The sequence below is a fragment of the Bradyrhizobium sp. JYMT SZCCT0180 genome (assembly GCF_018130165.1).
In the GTDB taxonomy this organism is placed as follows: Bacteria; Pseudomonadota; Alphaproteobacteria; order Rhizobiales; family Xanthobacteraceae; genus Bradyrhizobium.
In genome coordinates this window covers 26,820-42,104 of record NZ_JAFCLZ010000037.1, presented here as the reverse complement: position 1 = coordinate 42,104, position 15,285 = coordinate 26,820, and the positions used below count along the sequence as shown (strand labels likewise).

The 15,285-nt window shown below is 62.4% G+C and carries 19 protein-coding genes; 6 read left to right on the top strand and 13 right to left on the bottom strand.

Annotation, left to right across the window (positions count from 1 at the left end):
* Positions 1–3: 3 nt before the first annotated feature.
* The 7 genes from JQ641_RS35860 to JQ641_RS35830 form a co-directional block, all read right to left on the bottom strand.
* Positions 4–561, bottom strand: a complete 558-nt coding sequence (locus JQ641_RS35860) for a hypothetical protein (protein WP_212001673.1) — start codon at positions 559–561, stop codon at positions 4–6.
* A 26-nt stretch (positions 562–587) separates the two neighbouring features.
* Positions 588–2,177, bottom strand: a complete 1,590-nt coding sequence (locus JQ641_RS35855) for a tetratricopeptide repeat protein (protein WP_212001671.1) — start codon at positions 2,175–2,177, stop codon at positions 588–590.
* 170 nt (positions 2,178–2,347) lie between these two features.
* Positions 2,348–2,908: a lytic transglycosylase domain-containing protein gene (locus tag JQ641_RS35850; RefSeq protein WP_249151125.1), complete on the bottom strand. Its 561-nt coding sequence runs from the start codon at positions 2,906–2,908 to the stop codon at positions 2,348–2,350.
* A gap of 188 nt (positions 2,909–3,096) precedes the next feature.
* Positions 3,097–3,582, bottom strand: coding sequence for a hypothetical protein (locus JQ641_RS35845; RefSeq protein WP_212001669.1), 486 nt, complete (start codon positions 3,580–3,582; stop codon positions 3,097–3,099).
* Between the two features lie 204 nt (positions 3,583–3,786).
* On the bottom strand, positions 3,787–4,287 hold the full coding sequence (locus JQ641_RS35840) for a hypothetical protein (RefSeq protein WP_212001668.1): 501 nt from the start codon (positions 4,285–4,287) through the stop codon (positions 3,787–3,789).
* Positions 4,288–4,763: 476 nt separating this feature from the next.
* Positions 4,764–5,183: a hypothetical protein gene (locus tag JQ641_RS35835; RefSeq protein WP_249151124.1), complete on the bottom strand. Its 420-nt coding sequence runs from the start codon at positions 5,181–5,183 to the stop codon at positions 4,764–4,766.
* Positions 5,184–5,189: 6 nt separating this feature from the next.
* Positions 5,190–5,411 carry a hypothetical protein gene (locus tag JQ641_RS35830; protein ID WP_192738037.1) on the bottom strand — a complete coding sequence of 74 codons (222 nt, stop codon included), beginning with the start codon at positions 5,409–5,411 and terminating at the stop codon, positions 5,190–5,192.
* Between the two features lie 41 nt (positions 5,412–5,452).
* On the opposite strand from JQ641_RS35830, the gene JQ641_RS35825 reads away from it, so the two are divergent.
* On the top strand, positions 5,453–5,680 hold the full coding sequence (locus JQ641_RS35825) for a hypothetical protein (protein ID WP_212001666.1): 228 nt from the start codon (positions 5,453–5,455) through the stop codon (positions 5,678–5,680).
* 83 nt (positions 5,681–5,763) lie between these two features.
* On the top strand, positions 5,764–6,396 hold the full coding sequence (locus JQ641_RS35820) for a LysE family translocator (protein ID WP_212001664.1): 633 nt from the start codon (positions 5,764–5,766) through the stop codon (positions 6,394–6,396).
* A gap of 24 nt (positions 6,397–6,420) precedes the next feature.
* Here JQ641_RS35820 and JQ641_RS35815 read toward each other — a convergent pair whose 3' ends face one another.
* On the bottom strand, positions 6,421–7,578 hold the full coding sequence (locus JQ641_RS35815; protein WP_212001662.1) for a patatin-like phospholipase family protein: 1,158 nt from the start codon (positions 7,576–7,578) through the stop codon (positions 6,421–6,423).
* 33 nt (positions 7,579–7,611) lie between these two features.
* On the bottom strand, positions 7,612–8,436 hold the full coding sequence (locus tag JQ641_RS35810) for a 3-hydroxybutyrate dehydrogenase (RefSeq protein ID WP_212001660.1): 825 nt from the start codon (positions 8,434–8,436) through the stop codon (positions 7,612–7,614).
* A 168-nt stretch (positions 8,437–8,604) separates the two neighbouring features.
* Between JQ641_RS35810 and JQ641_RS35805 the strand changes: the two genes are divergently transcribed.
* Positions 8,605–9,501, top strand: a complete 897-nt coding sequence (locus JQ641_RS35805) for a LysR family transcriptional regulator (protein WP_212001658.1) — start codon at positions 8,605–8,607, stop codon at positions 9,499–9,501.
* A gap of 13 nt (positions 9,502–9,514) precedes the next feature.
* On the opposite strand, the gene JQ641_RS35800 is transcribed toward JQ641_RS35805, so the two are convergent.
* Positions 9,515–10,231: a peroxiredoxin-like family protein gene (locus tag JQ641_RS35800; RefSeq protein ID WP_212001655.1), complete on the bottom strand. Its 717-nt coding sequence runs from the start codon at positions 10,229–10,231 to the stop codon at positions 9,515–9,517.
* 288 nt (positions 10,232–10,519) lie between these two features.
* On the opposite strand from JQ641_RS35800, the gene JQ641_RS35795 reads away from it, so the two are divergent.
* The 3 genes from JQ641_RS35795 to JQ641_RS35785 all read left to right on the top strand — a co-directional run bounded on the left by JQ641_RS35795 (position 10,520) and on the right by JQ641_RS35785 (position 12,720).
* Entirely contained in the window at positions 10,520–11,011 is a 492-nt protein-coding gene (locus tag JQ641_RS35795) for a cupin domain-containing protein (RefSeq protein WP_212001653.1), read from the top strand.
* Positions 11,012–11,124: 113 nt separating this feature from the next.
* Positions 11,125–12,375 carry an MFS transporter gene (locus JQ641_RS35790; protein ID WP_212001651.1) on the top strand — a complete coding sequence of 417 codons (1,251 nt, stop codon included), beginning with the start codon at positions 11,125–11,127 and terminating at the stop codon, positions 12,373–12,375.
* 111 nt (positions 12,376–12,486) lie between these two features.
* Positions 12,487–12,720 carry a pentapeptide MXKDX repeat protein gene (locus tag JQ641_RS35785; RefSeq protein ID WP_212001649.1) on the top strand — a complete coding sequence of 78 codons (234 nt, stop codon included), beginning with the start codon at positions 12,487–12,489 and terminating at the stop codon, positions 12,718–12,720.
* Between the two features lie 48 nt (positions 12,721–12,768).
* Here the strand turns inward: JQ641_RS35785 and JQ641_RS35780 are convergent, their stop codons facing one another.
* The 3 genes from JQ641_RS35780 to JQ641_RS35770 all read right to left on the bottom strand — a co-directional run bounded on the left by JQ641_RS35780 (position 12,769) and on the right by JQ641_RS35770 (position 15,280).
* Positions 12,769–12,999, bottom strand: a complete 231-nt coding sequence (locus tag JQ641_RS35780) for a DUF2798 domain-containing protein (RefSeq protein WP_212001647.1) — start codon at positions 12,997–12,999, stop codon at positions 12,769–12,771.
* A 104-nt stretch (positions 13,000–13,103) separates the two neighbouring features.
* On the bottom strand, positions 13,104–13,580 hold the full coding sequence (locus tag JQ641_RS35775) for a VOC family protein (RefSeq protein ID WP_192738148.1): 477 nt from the start codon (positions 13,578–13,580) through the stop codon (positions 13,104–13,106).
* A gap of 206 nt (positions 13,581–13,786) precedes the next feature.
* A complete protein-coding gene (locus JQ641_RS35770) occupies positions 13,787–15,280 on the bottom strand; it encodes a UbiA family prenyltransferase (RefSeq protein WP_212001643.1) in 1,494 nt (497 codons plus the stop codon).
* Between the last annotated feature and the right edge of the window lie 5 nt (positions 15,281–15,285).

The window sequence follows — 15,285 nt, the reverse complement described above, 5'->3', positions numbered from 1 at the left end:
GCATCAGAGGCCAAGCGTGATCTCGGCCCAGCGCATCACCCTATCGCCGTTGAGGAATTCGATCACGCTGGGCTCGGTCGCCGCCGGCCGGTCGTGGCCGAGCACAGCGGTTGCGGCGATCATGTCGCAGCGTTCGTTGAAGACGACCGATATCGCCGTTTTGCCGGGCGGATTGCGCGCGTTGAGCGCGTAGGCGCGGCTGCGGCCTTTCATCCACGCAATGTTGATCGGACGACCGGCGCCGAGCGGCGCAACGTCGCCGACGAGAACGAGATCTCCCATGCGATCCAGATCTTCATCATCCGCGACGCCGGTCGTGCAATTGCAGAACCCGATCTTGGCACGCAGATAAAGGCTCACCTCGGCGCCGCAGTCGGCCGCCTTGCAGCGGAACGCCTTGCCCTTGCCCCACTGATCGATCGGGAAGGGCCAGGCCACCTCGGTCCAAACAGGCGCCGTCGCAGTTGCCGCGGCGTGCCGTGGCAGACCGGACCACGCCAACGCCGCCGCGAGTACGCACCCCAGCGCGGCTGCTGCGACGGCGATAGCTACCCTTCTCATTGCACCACCGTTCTCGCTTCTGCGCTCTAGTTGCTGGCGAGATAGGTCTTTGCCGCCGCTACCTCGCGCCGCTCCGTGTCGGCGTTCGCCGCGAGCGCCATCAGTTGCTGATAGTTCTGTCGTGCCGCTGCCTTGTCACCGAGCGTGTCGGCGGCCTTGGCAGCCCCGGCGTAGCCCTGGAAGCGGTTCGGCTCCTTGGCCTTGGTGGCCTCGAATGCCACAAGCGCCTCCTTGGTCATGCCGCGATCGAGCAGCATGAAGCCGTAGAGCTCGCGCGCCGGCGCCAGCGGACCCGGCGTGACCACATGCTTCTCGGTCAGGTCCTCGGCGTCCGCTGCCGCGCTCATGGCCTTAAGGGCCTCGTCGTATTTGCCCTCCGCGTGAAGCACCCAGGCAGCGGCGACCTGATGCTGGATGTCGACGATCTGCGACCAATAATTATCCTTGGCGTCGCGCAATTTGTCGCGCAGTTCCGCGAGCTTCTGGACATCCGCCTTGGCGGCTTCCGGCTTGCCGGAGCGCGCCGCGCCGAGCGCGCGTGCGAAATGCGAGATCGCCATCGCGTAGTTCAGGCCGCTCGGCCTGACCGATAGTTGCGAGGCCGCGTCCCAGTCGCCGCGGTCGATCGCAAAGCGCGCCGGCGAGGCCGCCAGCGCGTAGTCGGCGGCCGCGACCGTCACCTTGAAGTCGGTCTCTTTGATCATGTCGTCGATGACGGCGCGCGCCTGCTGGTCCTGGGCGAGCTGAAGATGGGCATAAACCATGTAATCCTGCGCGTGCAGGTAATTGCCCACGGACTTCTCGGACTTCGCGGCTTTCACGGAGGCGGCGTTGGAGGCGATCGATTCCTTCCAATAGCCGACGCGGGTGTAGATGTGCGACGGCATGTGCTGCGCGTGTGGCGCGGCCGGCGCGATCTTGGCGTAGCGGTTGGCGGCGTCGAGGCCTTTTTGCGCGGTCGCCGGATAGTCGTAGAGGTGGATCAAATAGTGCGTCACACCCGGATGCTGCGGCAGCCGTACCGACATCGGCTCCAGGATGGCGGCGCCCTTGGTCTGCTGCGCGTAGGTCTTGTCCTTCAAGTCCGCCGACGTGTTGAGCGTGATGGCGTAGGCAATCTGGGCCTCGTCATCGTCTGGATATTTCGCCGCGATGTCGGCCTGCTTGTCGCGCAGCGCGCGCATGCGCTGGGCGTGGGGGATCGTTTCGTGGTCGGCGTACATCACCATCATCGCATCGATGTAGTCGCGTTCGCGATCGGTCTTGGCTCCGATCTCCCTGGCTTTGGTGATCGCGGCGAGGCCGGGCGCAAGATTCGGCCGAGGAATTGCGGCGTGCGGATTGTCCATCATCGTGAGCGCGATGCCCCAATACGCCATGGCGCATGTCGGGTCGGCCTTGATGGCCTCCTCGAAGATCTCCTTGGCATTGGTGTACCAGAACGAGTGCTGATAGCGCATCGCGCGATCGAAGCGACGCTGTGCAACATCGTTGCAGGAGGTTTTGAAGTTCACGTTACCGAGCTGCTGATCGACGTCGTCTTGCGCGGCGACCAGCGGCTGAGACGTAGAAAGCATAAGAGCCGCGACGGCGACACCGAATGGAGACTTCCGCATGGATTTCCTCCCTCTGGCTCATCTGGCAAAGGCTGGCTGGCACTATACGACTTTCGCCCCTTTGCCGTAACCACTTTGCCGTAACCACCGCATCATGGCAGCGCAATTGACCTTTCGGGCCCCCTCCGGGCAATCGGCTTGAATGCGCCTCGGCGAGACAATGGGGCGATCTAGATGCCGCGCATCTTGTGATCGGCCCAGTTCTTGAGATCGCGTACCGTCAGTACCTCGAGGAATGGGTTTGCCTTGACAAGTTTCTGGCGGGTGGTTCGACCGGTCGAGTCGGCGGCGGCCATGACGGATGCGGCGTCGGCATGTTCGGCGCCGGACAGCAGAGCGACGGCGCCGGCCGGTCCGGCAAAATAGGCCAGATAAAGCGAACCTGACGTGAGGGGCAGGCCGCGTTTGTTCAGTGTCCTGGCATATTGCTCAAGCAGCCGCGCAATGATCTCCCGCGTAAGTTCGGCGTCCTGCCGCAGTTCCAGCAGTTCCTTGTCGCTGCGGCCCTTGATCAGATCGCGGCGATGCTTTCGGATGGCTTCGAGCCAGGTGTCATCGAGAAATTGACCAGCCCCTGTGGCGCTGGACAGCTTGTTCTTTTTATTCGCAATTCCCGCCGATTCGACTTTGATGATGCGTTCCACCAGAGCCTTGACGTCAATCGACTCGATTGTCTGCCGGTTTGAAAGCAGCGTGCTGCGGAAGATGTAGAGGCTTGCAACAACGGCCAACGCTATCGCCGCCGCTAGAATGATTGCGGCGATTGATACGTAGCGTGAGTCTCGCGATCTATCAGGTGCGCATCGCTCGTCCGGGCGAGGCGGCCTGATTTCGACCACACGCTCTGCTTCCCTTGGGGCACGAGCGAGGCGCGCCGGTTCGGCGCCGGCCAACCCGAAATTGAACGAAAGCTGTTGTGCTAGGTCTGGCATCGGGCGGACAGCTTCAATGCTTGCAGCAGACCGTCGAAAGCGTTTGGACGACACGGCCTGGCCTCGACCATCGGCTTCGACCGAGCCATCCTTGCAGCTTTGTCGGGATTTGCGGATTTAGGTCTGGATTTGTCGGGCTCTGTGTACTTGGGTTCAGGCTTTGAGTTCCTGACAACAGGCTTTTTCTCGCCTTTACCGATTCCAACAGTGCCCGGATTCTTTTCTGGCGTTATGGCCGTCACATCCGGCGGCGGTGTTGGTTCGACAGATGAGATCGGCTGAACCGTTGCTTCATGCTGCAGATTGTGGATTTCGCGCCGATCAGCCGTCTCCAGGGTGTCACCTGATACGCTGACGCCGATAGTCACTTGCTCGAACCGATCTGGCGCGCTTGTCTTCGTGTGTCGCGGTGTCCCCAGCTCCATGATGGTCAGTGTGCTGAGGCCAACAACGATGAGACCTGCCCTCATCATGATTTACTGTTCCAGGACGAAGATGCTTGCCCCGAGCCGGGGGAAATAATCTGCCCAACGTCGCAGAGCGATTTCTAGGATCCAATGCGGCGGGTTAGCGGCAGAATTGACTTGCGTGCGGGAGCTGCGAAGTAAGTCTGACAACAGGGTTAATGCACCGAGCGCTTAAGCACTCCGTCGCGCTCACTGCAGGTCCGTTGAAGCTCAATGAAGGTTGAACAGCTCTCTCACCAGCTGCCCGGAAATGATATTCGCGAACGACAACCTGGTAGGCGGTGCGACCGGCGCCGGATTGCTACTCGCGACCACAGGCGTGTTGGTTACAGGCGTGCTGATTTGCGCATGGGGCGATGACGGGTGTTTGGCTGCAGCCTCCTTCACCAGCCTCTTCGTGGCCTTTGGCTTGCTTTTTTCTGCGCCAGTAACCGACGCATGAGAAGTTATCGGCGCGTATGATTGTGCTTGCGGGGGCGGCTCGTCCGGTATGGCTTCGGCGGCCGGCGCGGGCGGCGGAACGATCGTCGGAAGGTTGGTGTCGATGACGATCCGTTCCGGCGGCTGCTGCAGAGACGCGATCCGGATGACCGGCCTGTTAACCTCGTCACCGGCGGGCTCCGCCAAAGGTTGCGGAAAGAACCAGTTGGCCACGAACAGCAACACGAGCAACGATGCGCCGACCCAGGCTATGTATCGTCCGAGAGGCATAACCATCTCCGCCACAGAACCTGACGGAGAGCAAACGCCGTAATTCCTGACAGTCCGTAACTGAACGTGGTTACTGCCGGAATTGCTGCTGCTGAGTTCGATCACGAACTTCCGTGAGCTACTCGGTGTAGATTTGATGGGCGTTCGGCAGGTCCGGGAATTGACTGCCTGCTACCGATGAACCGGCATACGCGCATACCGCGATGACGAGCGCCCTGAAGATCGTGAACATTTGCTGCCTCTTGCTGTTGGAGGCAGCCTAGAGCGGATTCGTTTCAAGCCGCTTAGGGAAGGTGGTTTTCACGTCCTTGACCGACTTGGTAAACAGTCTGCCTGTATCCATTTTCCGTAGCGACACCGCCGGCGCAGCCCGTGCTGCACCGCATCAGGAGCGCCAGCGCTTCACCTGCCAGTTGCAGCGCAGCGGACCTCGGCCCCTCAGACGTACCAAGTCTGTTTCATGCCAACAGGTCTGTCTAATGCCAGGTCGGCCGGAACGATTTAGCCACCGCCAGCGCAGCCCACTCGTCGGTTTCCAAAGCAATTTTCTGTGCGAGCATGACGTCGCCGGGCACCAGTGGCTGGTTTGGCACAAAACACCAACCGGCTTTCGGGCGCCCATGCTGGTCAAGTTCATGAATATTTGTCGCGGTGCCATAACAGATCCGGTATCGCTTGCCGCTTTGGCAGCCCGTGACTTCGAACCACCCGTATTTGTTGAACTGAACCAGTTGTTCAGGCGATAGCCACGCTTGCAGCAACCTTATGCCGCGCACCTCCCTTTGAGGGCAGCCCAATTCCCGATATTGAGCCCGCAGCAATTGCCAGCGGTTGGCGCTATCCGCCAGCAATTGCCTGATGTTACGGACCGCATTACGTAGCGTTGTCTGCAACATGAGACGCTAACCGCCGACCAGCCTTGGATAAAACAGGGTTTCTTCGGCTTTCGGATCGAACCTGCGGGTTATCGTCGGATCGCCAGAGGAAGTTCTGATCGCCGCTGTGAAGCCGGCGCCTGTGAGCTGTTCAAAGCGCTTTTCCGCTTCAAGCAACGCCTTCGCGTCGTTCGCGTCAAACTCATGGCGGGTATCGCCGGTGTGGTCCATCACGATTTGGGTTGCCATTGCAAACACTCCTTGGGGTTCGCACCATCAGCAAATCTGCAATGGCAGAAGTTCCGAAAAGTTCCAAAGGCTCGCCAAAATACAATCGGCGCCCGCCGATTCATTCTCGAAATGCGGGCAGGATGCATTTTTCCGCCACGCTGGCCGAAATTGCACATATTCCGAACGGGGCAGGGCCGTTCAGGGTAATTCGCGTCGCTTTTGGTACATTTAAGGGCTGGGTGGGCGGCTACCCAACTGCTAATGAAATGGGCCTGCCACCATCATAGCCATCACCGGCCGGCACACCCGACAGAGTGTCGCCTAACCTCACTACGCACGATCAATCTCACCACGCATATGGATGCGAATAATGACCTTGACGACCTACTTGCTGTACCTGGCCGCCGTGGCCGTGTTGGTGCTGTCCCCCGGCCCAACCATGCTCACCTGCATGACGACGGCGCTGAACGAAGGCAAGTCGGGCGCGCTGGCAGCCGCGGCTGGCAGCATCAGCGCGGTTCTCGGCGTCATGGCGCTTTCTGCGCTGGGCCTCGGTGCATTGCTCGCGGCATCGGAGCTTGCCTTCACCGTGGTCAAGGTGATCGGGGCGATCTACCTCATCTGGCTCGGCATCAAGACGTTCGGCAACAACGCTGAAGCCGTCGATATCAAGAGCGCCCCAGCGGACAGCGGCCGGCGCTTGCGCACGCACTATGTCAGGGGCCTCCTGGTCGGGTCGAGCAATCCCAAGGCCATCCTGTTCTTCACTGCATTCTTCCCGCAGTTCCTCAATCCGGCCGAACCGTTCGCGCCGCAATATGCCATCCTCGCCCTCACATTCATCGCATGCGAATTCACTGTGCTGGCGATGTGTGCCTTCGGCGTTTCCGCGATCGCTCCGGTCCTGCGCTCCAGCTGGCACATGCGCTGGATCAACAGGGTGACTGGGGGACTGTTCGCGACGATGGGCGGCCTGTTGCTGTTCAGCCGGCGTCACGCCTGACAACGAGAGTTAGGTGTAGGGCCGTCACTCGGCCGCCTCCGCCAACAGTTCCGTCTGCTCGTGCAGGACAACACCCGACAGCGGATCGAATTCGCCGATCCACGGCTTGCGTTCGAGCACCGCTCTTGTGTGGCGATAGCCGGCGTCCCAGCGCTGCATGATGCCGGATGGGCTGAAGTCGATGTCCTTGGTGTGGTCTTCGCGGGCGAGCTGTGGAGCGAGCAGTCGCACCACATGCATCCGGGTCGGGCAACCATAGCTCGCCAGTTCCTTCACGACTTCACTGTTGCGCTCGGATTCCGGCAGGCGCGCGGCGAGCTGATTGATGACGTGGCGCAGCCGATGCGCCTGCTGCTGACGCGCGACGTGGCTGGCGATCCGGCTGGAATATTGCACGTCCTTGTGTCGATTCAGCACCTCCGCCATCGTGGTCGGCTCGCTGCCTGTCGGATTCCAGAGGTGTACGGCGAAGATCAGGGAATTCCGCCGCGGGTTGTCGTCGAACACGGCTTCCGTCGGCGTGTTCGAGAGAATGCCGCCGTCCCAATATAATTCACCGTCGATGCGAACGGCCGGGAACGCCGGCGGCAACGCGCCTGATGCCATGACGTGCTTGACGCCGAGTTCGCCATCGCGGCTGTCGAAATAACGCATCTGGCTGGTGCGGACATGCGCCGCGCCGACCGTCAGCCGCGGCCTGCACTGATTGACGAGATCGAAATCGACCAGTTCGGTCAGCGTGCGCTCCAGCGGCGCGGTCGAGTAATAGCCGGCCTGATCGGTTCCGAGCGGATAGAGGTCGCCGGCATGCGCCAGCGGGTTCGGCCGGAAGAAGCCGGGAATGCCATGGGTCACGGTCGACCAATAGGATAGCTTTTCGTTGAACCCCGGAAAGATGTCGCGAAGAGGCCAGGGCGTGTCCTGCTCCATCTTCTTCCAGAATTCGCGCAGCCGCGGCAGCCGCTTCTGCGGTGAATTGCCCGCGATCAGGCTGGCATTGATGGCGCCGATCGAGGTCCCGATGATCCAGTCCGGCTCGATGCCGGCTTCGTGCAGCGCCTGATAGACGCCGGCCTGATAGGAGCCGAGCGCGCCGCCGCCCTGCAGTACCAGCACGATCTGGCCCGGCTCGGATTTCGCGAGCGACTTCAGCGTTGAGAAACTGTCCCGGATGTCGTTCATGTCACGCTCCCTTGCTTCGCTATGTTCGGCACGTCAGTGCGCGGTCCAGCCGCCATCAACCGGCAGCGCGATGCCGGTGATCGATGCCGCGGCGTCGCTGGCGAGGAAGACGGCGAGCGCGCCCAACTCCTCGACTGTCGCGAAGCGCTTGCTTGGTTGCTGTGCCAGCAGCACGTCGTGGATCACCTGATCGCGGGAGATGCCGTGCGCCCTGGCCTGGCCGTCGATCTGCGCTTCGACCAGCGGCGTATAGACGTAACCCGGACAGATCGCGTTGCAGGTGATGCCTTCTTCGGCGGTCTCCAGCGCGGCGACCTTGGTCAGCCCGACGATGCCATGCTTGGCGGCGACATAGGCCGCCTTGAAGGGTGACCCGACCAGTCCATGGGCGGAGGCGATGTTGATGATGCGACCGAACTTGTTCTGGCGCATCGCCGGCAGGGCGAGCCGAATGGCGTGAAACGCGGATGACAGGTTGATCGACAGGATCGTGTCCCATTTCTCGACCGGAAACCGGTCGAGCGGCGCGACATGTTGGATACCGGCGTTGTTGACGAGCACATCGAGCCGGCCGTGCCCGGCGATGACAGCCGCGATCATCTCGGCGATCGCCTCCGGCCTCGTCATGTCGGCGGCGGAATAGCTGACCTGGACGCCAAAATCCGCCTCGATTTGGTCTTTGGTCCTGGCGACCTCGGAGGCGCCCCCCAGGCCGTTCAGCATCACCTCAGATCCGGCCTCGGCGAGTGCACGCGCTATCCCGAGGCCAATACCGCTGGTCGACCCGGTGACCAGCGAGACCTTTCCGGCGAGCGGCCGCGTGACCCTGGTATCCCGCGCCTTTACCTGAATGTTCATGACGGTCCCTTTCCTGCGGCCTCATGGGCCGAAACCTGCAGGATGGGCGCCGTGTTTTGAAATGCCATTTGGCTTCCTACACCATAGGCTCCCGCTATCGCGGTTTGAGTGTCATTAGGGGCCTCGATCGGCTAGTCTGCGTGCCAGTTGGATCGGGGCAGCACGATCATGGAAATGCATCAGGTACGATACTTCCTCGCCGTCACGCGGACGCTGAATTTCACGCGCGCCGCCGACGAGTGCAACGTCACACAGCCATCGCTGACGCGGGCGATCAAGCAGCTCGAGGCCGAATTGGGCGGCGACCTGTTCCGCCGGGAACGGCCGGCCGCGCAATTGACCGAGCTCGGCCTGCGGATGCACCCGCTGCTGCAGCAATGCTATGACGCCGCCAGCGGCGCGCGCATGCTGGCGTCGTCGTTCAAGAGCGGTGAAATCGGGGCGCTTCGGATTGCGCTCAGCCACTCGGTCGATTTGTCGATTCTGGTGCCGTTTCTCGACCAGATCAGGCGGCAGTTCAGCCAGCTCGAATTTCGCTTCTTGCGCGGCAACAGCGAGGAAGTCGGCGAGTATCTGAAGAAGGGCGACGCCGAACTCGGCATCGCTGCCGAACTCGGCGGCGACTGGGACCGGCTGGACACCTGGCCGCTGTTCACCGAGGATTTCGATCTCGTCGTCAGCCGGCGGCATCCGCTGGCGGAGCGCGACACAATCAGCTTCAACGACCTGCAGACAGAGCAATGGTTGTCGCGAAATTACTGCGAACATTCCGCTTCGCTAAGCCGGTCGCTTCGCGAGCATGGGGTTGCGGTTGATCGCAACCACGAGGTTTCATCGGAGCGCGACCTGATTGAACTCCTGGAAGCCGATATCGGCGTCGCCGTGGTCCCTCACACCGCGTCGCTCCCAACCACGTTGAAACGCGCACCGGTCGAGGGACTGGAATCGCGCCGCACGGTTCATCTCTATGGGGTCGCCGGGCGTGAGCGCACGGCGGTCGCGTCCGCCGTCATGAGGATGCTGCGCGGTTCGGACTGGCAGCAATTTCTGAGCAGGATCGCGTAAGCTTAGCGATGTCCTAGCGATCCTCGCTGGCGGTTCGAACCGCAACCAGCAGTTCGTCGATCTCCATCCGCTTGCGGAAATCGGGATCGACGAAGCGGGCTTTCACCAGCCCGTCGCGGCCGACCACGAAAGTCGCGGGAATCGGCAGCATGCAGCCGTCGTTGCCGTGAAAATCCGACAGGTCCAGATAGGAGAGCAGCTGCTGGATCTCCGTTCCAAGCCAGATCGCAAGATTGAGCGACAATGCATAGCCGTTGTCGAGGTCGGTCAGCACCGGGAAGGGGGCGCCGGCCTCGGATTTGAAGCGCTCGGCGTACTTCTGCGTTTCCGGCATAATCGCGACAATCTGTCCGCCCAGCGCGCTGATCTCGTCCTGAGCCTGCATGATCGCCATCACGTTCAGCCGGCAGTAGGGACACCAATGGCCGCGATAGAACATGACGATGACCGGTCCGTTGCCGGTCAGCGATGTCAGGCTGACAAGCCGGCCGGTCTCGTCCGGCAGCATGAACGGCGGCATCACCTCGCCCGGCCGTGGCGCGTTCTCGCCGCCGCCGTTCTCGTGAATTCGCGCGACCAGACGATCGACCGCCTCGCTGTAGGCCGGAAAGAAATCGCGACCGGCGGCGGCATAGGCTTGCAACCGTTTACCGAGCGAACCCTCCATGTCGCGGCAGCGCTGAAAGGCCTGCCGGAGGCGTTCGGCGTTGGCAGGCGAAAGCTGGGTCATGTCGTACTCCGGCCGGTCGGTTTGACTCGATACTATTTTCCAGCGCGGGCTCGCCCGCAAGGGGTGGCGCTGCCCCATCAGAGGGCGGATTGCTCCGCGTATGAAATGCCGTCGCCCAATGGGTTTGATAGCCGCGGCGTATCGAGCCGGGCACGGCATAGCGCCGCGCTATCGAGTCGAGAGCCAACCGGCATTTCATTCCTCAGGTGGTTTCAACGAATGTCGTGACGTAGCCGGCCAGATCATCCGGGCCCAAGGCAACGTAGAGGCAAACGAGGAGACAACGACATGTCCACATCCAACGTCACATCCCGCACGCTTTGGCAGGGCTTCGCGCTTGCCGGCATTCTCGCGGGCTCGCTCGCGACCGCACCGGCGGCTTTCGCCGGCGAATGTCCTGCCGGAAAGTTGCAGGCCAATGTCCGCGACAAGGTTGACCACAAGGCGGTCGGCGTCACCGACGTCACGCTCGGCGCGATCAACCTCGAGAAGCAGCCGGCCAATATCAGGGATCGCGAACTGCGCTTCCGCAAGCTGACGATCGAGCCCGGCGGCATCGTGCCGTGGCACAGCCATGACGACCGTCCGGCGCTGATCTTCGTGCAGCAGGGCGAAATCGTCGAATACGCCAGCAACTGCGCCGAACCGATCGTGCACAAGGCCGGCGAGATCAGACCCGAAGTCGCCGGCGTGGCGCACTGGTGGAAGAATCTCGGCAAGGAGACGGTCATCCTCTATGTCGGCGACGTTCGCAAGGATCCGCATGACCACCACATGTAACCGGATGTAACGCGCGCTTCCCGCGCCCGTTGCCGATGTGACGTCCTGGGATCCCCCGTGTTGCCCCGCACGCCCAGGCGTCACATCCCTTCCATCACCCAGCGAGACGCACCATGGCCGATACCTCCGCGCCAATGAAGACGCACGCCATAAACATGCGCGACCACTCGCCGGGCGTGGTGTTGCGCTCGCTCGCCATCGGCCTCACGGCCTTTCTCACCGTGGTCGACCTGTTCGCGACACAGGCCATCCTGCCCTCCCTGACCAGGCACTATGATGTAACCCCGGCCGCGATGGGTGTTGCGGTCAATGCCAGCACCCTGGGCATGGCGGTCGCAAGTATCGTGGTCGGCTTCCTCAGCCGGTATATCGACCGTCGGTTCGGCATCCTCGTGAGCCTCGCTCTGCTCGCGGTTCCCACGACGCTGCTGGCGGGCGCACCTGATCTCACCGCGTTCACCATCCTGCGTGTGCTGCAGGGTCTTTGCATGGCGTCGGCCTTTGCCTTGACGCTGGCCTATCTCGGCGAGCAATGCAGTTCGATGGACGCCGGCGGCGCGTTCGCGGCCTATATCGCCGGCAATGTCGCCAGCAATCTGATCGGCCGGCTGATGTCGGCCGCGCTGGTCGATACGTTCGGACTGGCGTCAAACTTCTATTTCTTCGCACTGCTCAATCTGGCCGGTGCGGCGCTGGTGTATTTCACGGTGTCGCGCGCCACGCCGATGCAGGCGATGCCGGCGGTGCTGTCTCCGTTCGAGGCAAGCATCGCCCATTGGCGCAACCCGTCGCTGCGCGCCGCCTACGCGATCGGATTCTGCATCCTGTTCGCTTTCATCGGGACCTTCACTTTCGTCAACTTCGTTCTGGTCCGCGAGCCGCTGTTGCTCGGACGAATGGATCTCGGGCTCGTCTATCTCGTCTTTGCGCCGTCCGTGGTCACGACGCCGTTTGCCGGAAGAGCCGTCGCACGGTTTGGCTCCCGGCAGGTGATCGCTGGTGCGCTCGCGTTCGCCGCGATCGGCCTGCCCATGATGTTGTCATCGCATCTTCCGTACGTTCTCGCCGGCATGGTGCTGGTCGGCGTCGGCACTTTCTTCGCGCAGGCCGCGGCGACGGGTTTCGTCGGTCAGGCCGCGCAGGACAACCGCGGCGTCGCCAGCGGGACCTATCTTGCCTGTTACTTCTTTGGCGGCATGGCGGGTAGCGCCGTGCTCGGCCAGTTGTTCGACCGTTTTGGCTGGAGCGCCTGCGTCGCGGGCGTCGGCGCGTCGCTCGCGATCGCGGCAATGATGACCACACAACTCAAACTTCCATCCAACAGAGGAGAGGCGCCAATGATGCCGGCAATGACGGCCGATTGATCACAGCGATTTGTTCACCACCGTTCGGTCGCCATTCGTAACGGAGGCCGATCGATCAACGTAATCGAAACAGCGGCTCACCGCTAACACGCACAACAAAGGGTATTGAACATGACAACCAGGAATCTGCGCACCTTGCTCTCGATTTCCGCTCTCGCTCTCTCGGTCGGGCTTGCCTCCGCGCCCGCTGCCTACGCGCAGGACAAGATGGGCAAGGAGGGGATGGCAAAGGACGCGATGTCCAAGGACGGCATGAAGAAGGACGATGCGATGTCCAAGGACGCGATGAAGAAGCACGACGGCATGTCGAAGGATGCGATGTCGAAAGACGGCATGAAGAAGTAAGGTCCGGTCACCAGAAAGCTGCAGGCTCGGTTCGGTGAAGCGAGCCTGCTATTCTTCCCTTGTCACGGCATGGGCGAGGCGCCGGATGACGGGCGCCGCGAACAGCACGACCGGCAGCATCAGGATCCAGGCGAACAGCCAGGCCTGCAGCCAGTGCATAACGAAATGGCCGGACCCGACCAGCGGAAAGCTGGCGATCGCCGCCGCTATCGCGCAGGTCAACCCTGACTGGATGAAACCAAAGACAAAGTGGCTGTATCGCCGCGGGATTCCCAACATGCGAGCCTCGACAGGGATTGTTCCCTGTCAGGAAGCAAGAGATATGCCTAACGCGGTTGCCGCGATTGCGTCCCCGCCGGACCAGCCACTTCTCCCGGCGAAAATCAGCCGCGCCGCGCGGCCTCGATCGCGGCGACGTCGATTTTCTGCATGGTCATCATGGCATCGAAGGCGCGCTTTGCTTCGGCGCCGCCCGCGGCCATGGCGTCCGTCAGCGTGCGCGGCGTGATCTGCCAGGAGACGCCCCATTTGTCCTTGCACCAGCCGCACGCACTCTCCTGGCCGCCATTGCCGACGATGGCATTCCAGTAGCGGTCGGTCTCTTCCTGGTCGTCGGTGGCGATCTGAAACGAAAATGCTTCGGTTTGCTTGAACATGGGGCCACCGTTGAGGCCGATGCAGGGAATGCCGGCGACCGTGAAGTCGACGGTCAGCACGTCGCCCTTCTTGCCCGAGGGGTAGTCACTCGGTGCGCGGTAGACGGCGTGCACGGCGCTGTCGGGAAAGACTTCGGCGTAAAAACGGGCAGCCGCCTCAGCGTCCTTGTCGTACCATACGCAAATCGTGTTCTTGGCAGTCATCTTGGCCATTTCTCATCCTTTCGCTTCGCTTGGGGCCGCTTGCGGTGTCCAGGCCGGCCCGATCGGCGTGACGAGACGACGAACGGGGTCGGCCGAATCCGACACCGTCCTGCGGTTTTTTTTAGGTTGAGTTACAGGGCGCCAACCTGTGTCTTCCACGTTCGACGACGCGGAACCTCCGCACGTCCTGCGCAAGTGGCGGCATATCAACCAAATACGCCCGACCAAGCCAGCCCGAAGCACACCATCAGGGCGCCGCCGAGCGCCAGGCTCGGCCGATCGGTGACGGCAAACGCCACGGGATCGTCGTGCAGCTCGCTGCGGCCGCATTTCAGCCAGATCCGGCACACGAACAGGAACAGGATGGCCGGAAAAGCCCAGAGCCAGGCGGTGTTGCCATAAAAGCTCTGCCGGAAGGCGTCATTGATGATGTAGAGCACCATGATGAGCACGGCGGCCACCCCGGTCGCCATGCCGATGCCCATGATGAGCGGCAGGTCGATGGACTTGTAGCCGCGGCCACGGACTTCGGTTCCGCCGCGCTCGATGACGCGGGCGACCTCGGTGTGGCGTTTTGCGAAGCTGAGCGAGGCGAACAGGAACATCGCGAACACCAGCAGCCAAGGCGACGGCGGTGCGCCCGACGCCACGATGCCCGCGCCGAGCCGCAACGTGAACAATCCGGCGAGAACAAAACCGTCGAGAATGGGGATGCGCTTGAGCGCGAACGAATAGGCCAAGGTGATGGCCAGATACAGCAGCACGACGGCAACGGTCGCCGGCCCGGCAAGCGCCGCCACGGCGATGCCCGCGAACAATCCGACCGGAACGGCGGCGATCGCCGTTGCGAGCGGCAGGCGTCCGCTCGCCAGCGGCCGGTTTCGCTTCGACCAGTGGCTGCGGTCGTCGGTCAGGTCCCAGATATCGTTGACGAGATAGGTGGATGAGGCAACCAGGCCGAGGGCGAGGAACGCGCATGTCGTCGCGTAGACGGCGTCGACATGAGAGACCAGTCCGGCGAGGATGAGCGGCACGAAAACCAGCGCGTTCTTCGCCCATTGGTGCGGACGCATGCTGCGCACCAGCGCACGGATCCGGGACGTTCGCGGAAACACCCTGACGACGGCCGCGACGCTTGCGGCGGCGTGCTCTACCGAACTCGCCGCTTCGACGACGATGGCGTTGTCGGCGCGGCGCCAGATCGGAATGTCGGCGCGCGCGTCGCCGGCATAGTCGAATCCATCTGGGAATCGTTCAGCGAGAACCTGGGCCTTCGCTTCGCCCTTCAGGTTGCGCAAGCCGTCGCTGCCGATGACGCCGCGAATGAACGCAATTCGCCGGACGACCTTTTCCGCTACCTTGGCATCGGCGGCAGTGGCGACATAGACCGGCCGTCCGCTCGCCGCGATATCGGCAGCGTAGGCGAGCAGTTCTTCATTGAACGGCAGAACGTCCGGCTCGATATTGGTTTCCTCGGCGAGACGGCGCTTGAGATAGGCGCGGCCACGCAGCATCCACAGGCCGATCTCGAACATCCGCCACGGCGCGGCTCGAAGCAGCGCGAGCACGGTTTCAAGCAGCATGTCTGCGCGCACCAGCGTGCCGTCGAGATCGAGGATCAGCGGCCGGGGTTGCGGCGCCTCGCGCCGATCGGAGAGTGGCGAATCGGAGAGTGCAAGCGGCAGGGGTAAGGTGGACATGCGGG

Bases quoted from the DNA above. Each gene is read 5' to 3' on its own strand.
- JQ641_RS35860 (WP_212001673.1), bottom strand. From the start codon at position 561: ATGAGAAGGGTAGCTATCGCCGTCGCAGCAGCCGCGCTGGGGTGCGTA.
- JQ641_RS35855 (WP_212001671.1), bottom strand. From the start codon at position 2,177: ATGCGGAAGTCTCCATTCGGTGTCGCCGTCGCGGCTCTTATGCTTTCT.
- JQ641_RS35845 (WP_212001669.1), bottom strand. From the start codon at position 3,582: ATGATGAGGGCAGGTCTCATCGTTGTTGGCCTCAGCACACTGACCATC.
- JQ641_RS35840 (WP_212001668.1), bottom strand. From the start codon at position 4,287: ATGCCTCTCGGACGATACATAGCCTGGGTCGGCGCATCGTTGCTCGTG.
- JQ641_RS35835 (WP_249151124.1), bottom strand. From the start codon at position 5,183: ATGTTGCAGACAACGCTACGTAATGCGGTCCGTAACATCAGGCAATTG.
- JQ641_RS35830 (WP_192738037.1), bottom strand. From the start codon at position 5,411: ATGGCAACCCAAATCGTGATGGACCACACCGGCGATACCCGCCATGAG.
- JQ641_RS35825 (WP_212001666.1), top strand. From the start codon at position 5,453: ATGGCAGAAGTTCCGAAAAGTTCCAAAGGCTCGCCAAAATACAATCGG.
- JQ641_RS35820 (WP_212001664.1), top strand. From the start codon at position 5,764: ATGACCTTGACGACCTACTTGCTGTACCTGGCCGCCGTGGCCGTGTTG.
- JQ641_RS35815 (WP_212001662.1), bottom strand. From the start codon at position 7,578: ATGAACGACATCCGGGACAGTTTCTCAACGCTGAAGTCGCTCGCGAAA.
- JQ641_RS35810 (WP_212001660.1), bottom strand. From the start codon at position 8,436: ATGAACATTCAGGTAAAGGCGCGGGATACCAGGGTCACGCGGCCGCTC.
- JQ641_RS35805 (WP_212001658.1), top strand. From the start codon at position 8,605: ATGGAAATGCATCAGGTACGATACTTCCTCGCCGTCACGCGGACGCTG.
- JQ641_RS35800 (WP_212001655.1), bottom strand. From the start codon at position 10,231: ATGACCCAGCTTTCGCCTGCCAACGCCGAACGCCTCCGGCAGGCCTTT.
- JQ641_RS35795 (WP_212001653.1), top strand. From the start codon at position 10,520: ATGTCCACATCCAACGTCACATCCCGCACGCTTTGGCAGGGCTTCGCG.
- JQ641_RS35790 (WP_212001651.1), top strand. From the start codon at position 11,125: ATGGCCGATACCTCCGCGCCAATGAAGACGCACGCCATAAACATGCGC.
- JQ641_RS35785 (WP_212001649.1), top strand. From the start codon at position 12,487: ATGACAACCAGGAATCTGCGCACCTTGCTCTCGATTTCCGCTCTCGCT.
- JQ641_RS35780 (WP_212001647.1), bottom strand. From the start codon at position 12,999: ATGTTGGGAATCCCGCGGCGATACAGCCACTTTGTCTTTGGTTTCATC.
- JQ641_RS35775 (WP_192738148.1), bottom strand. From the start codon at position 13,580: ATGACTGCCAAGAACACGATTTGCGTATGGTACGACAAGGACGCTGAG.
- JQ641_RS35770 (WP_212001643.1), bottom strand. From the start codon at position 15,280: ATGTCCACCTTACCCCTGCCGCTTGCACTCTCCGATTCGCCACTCTCC.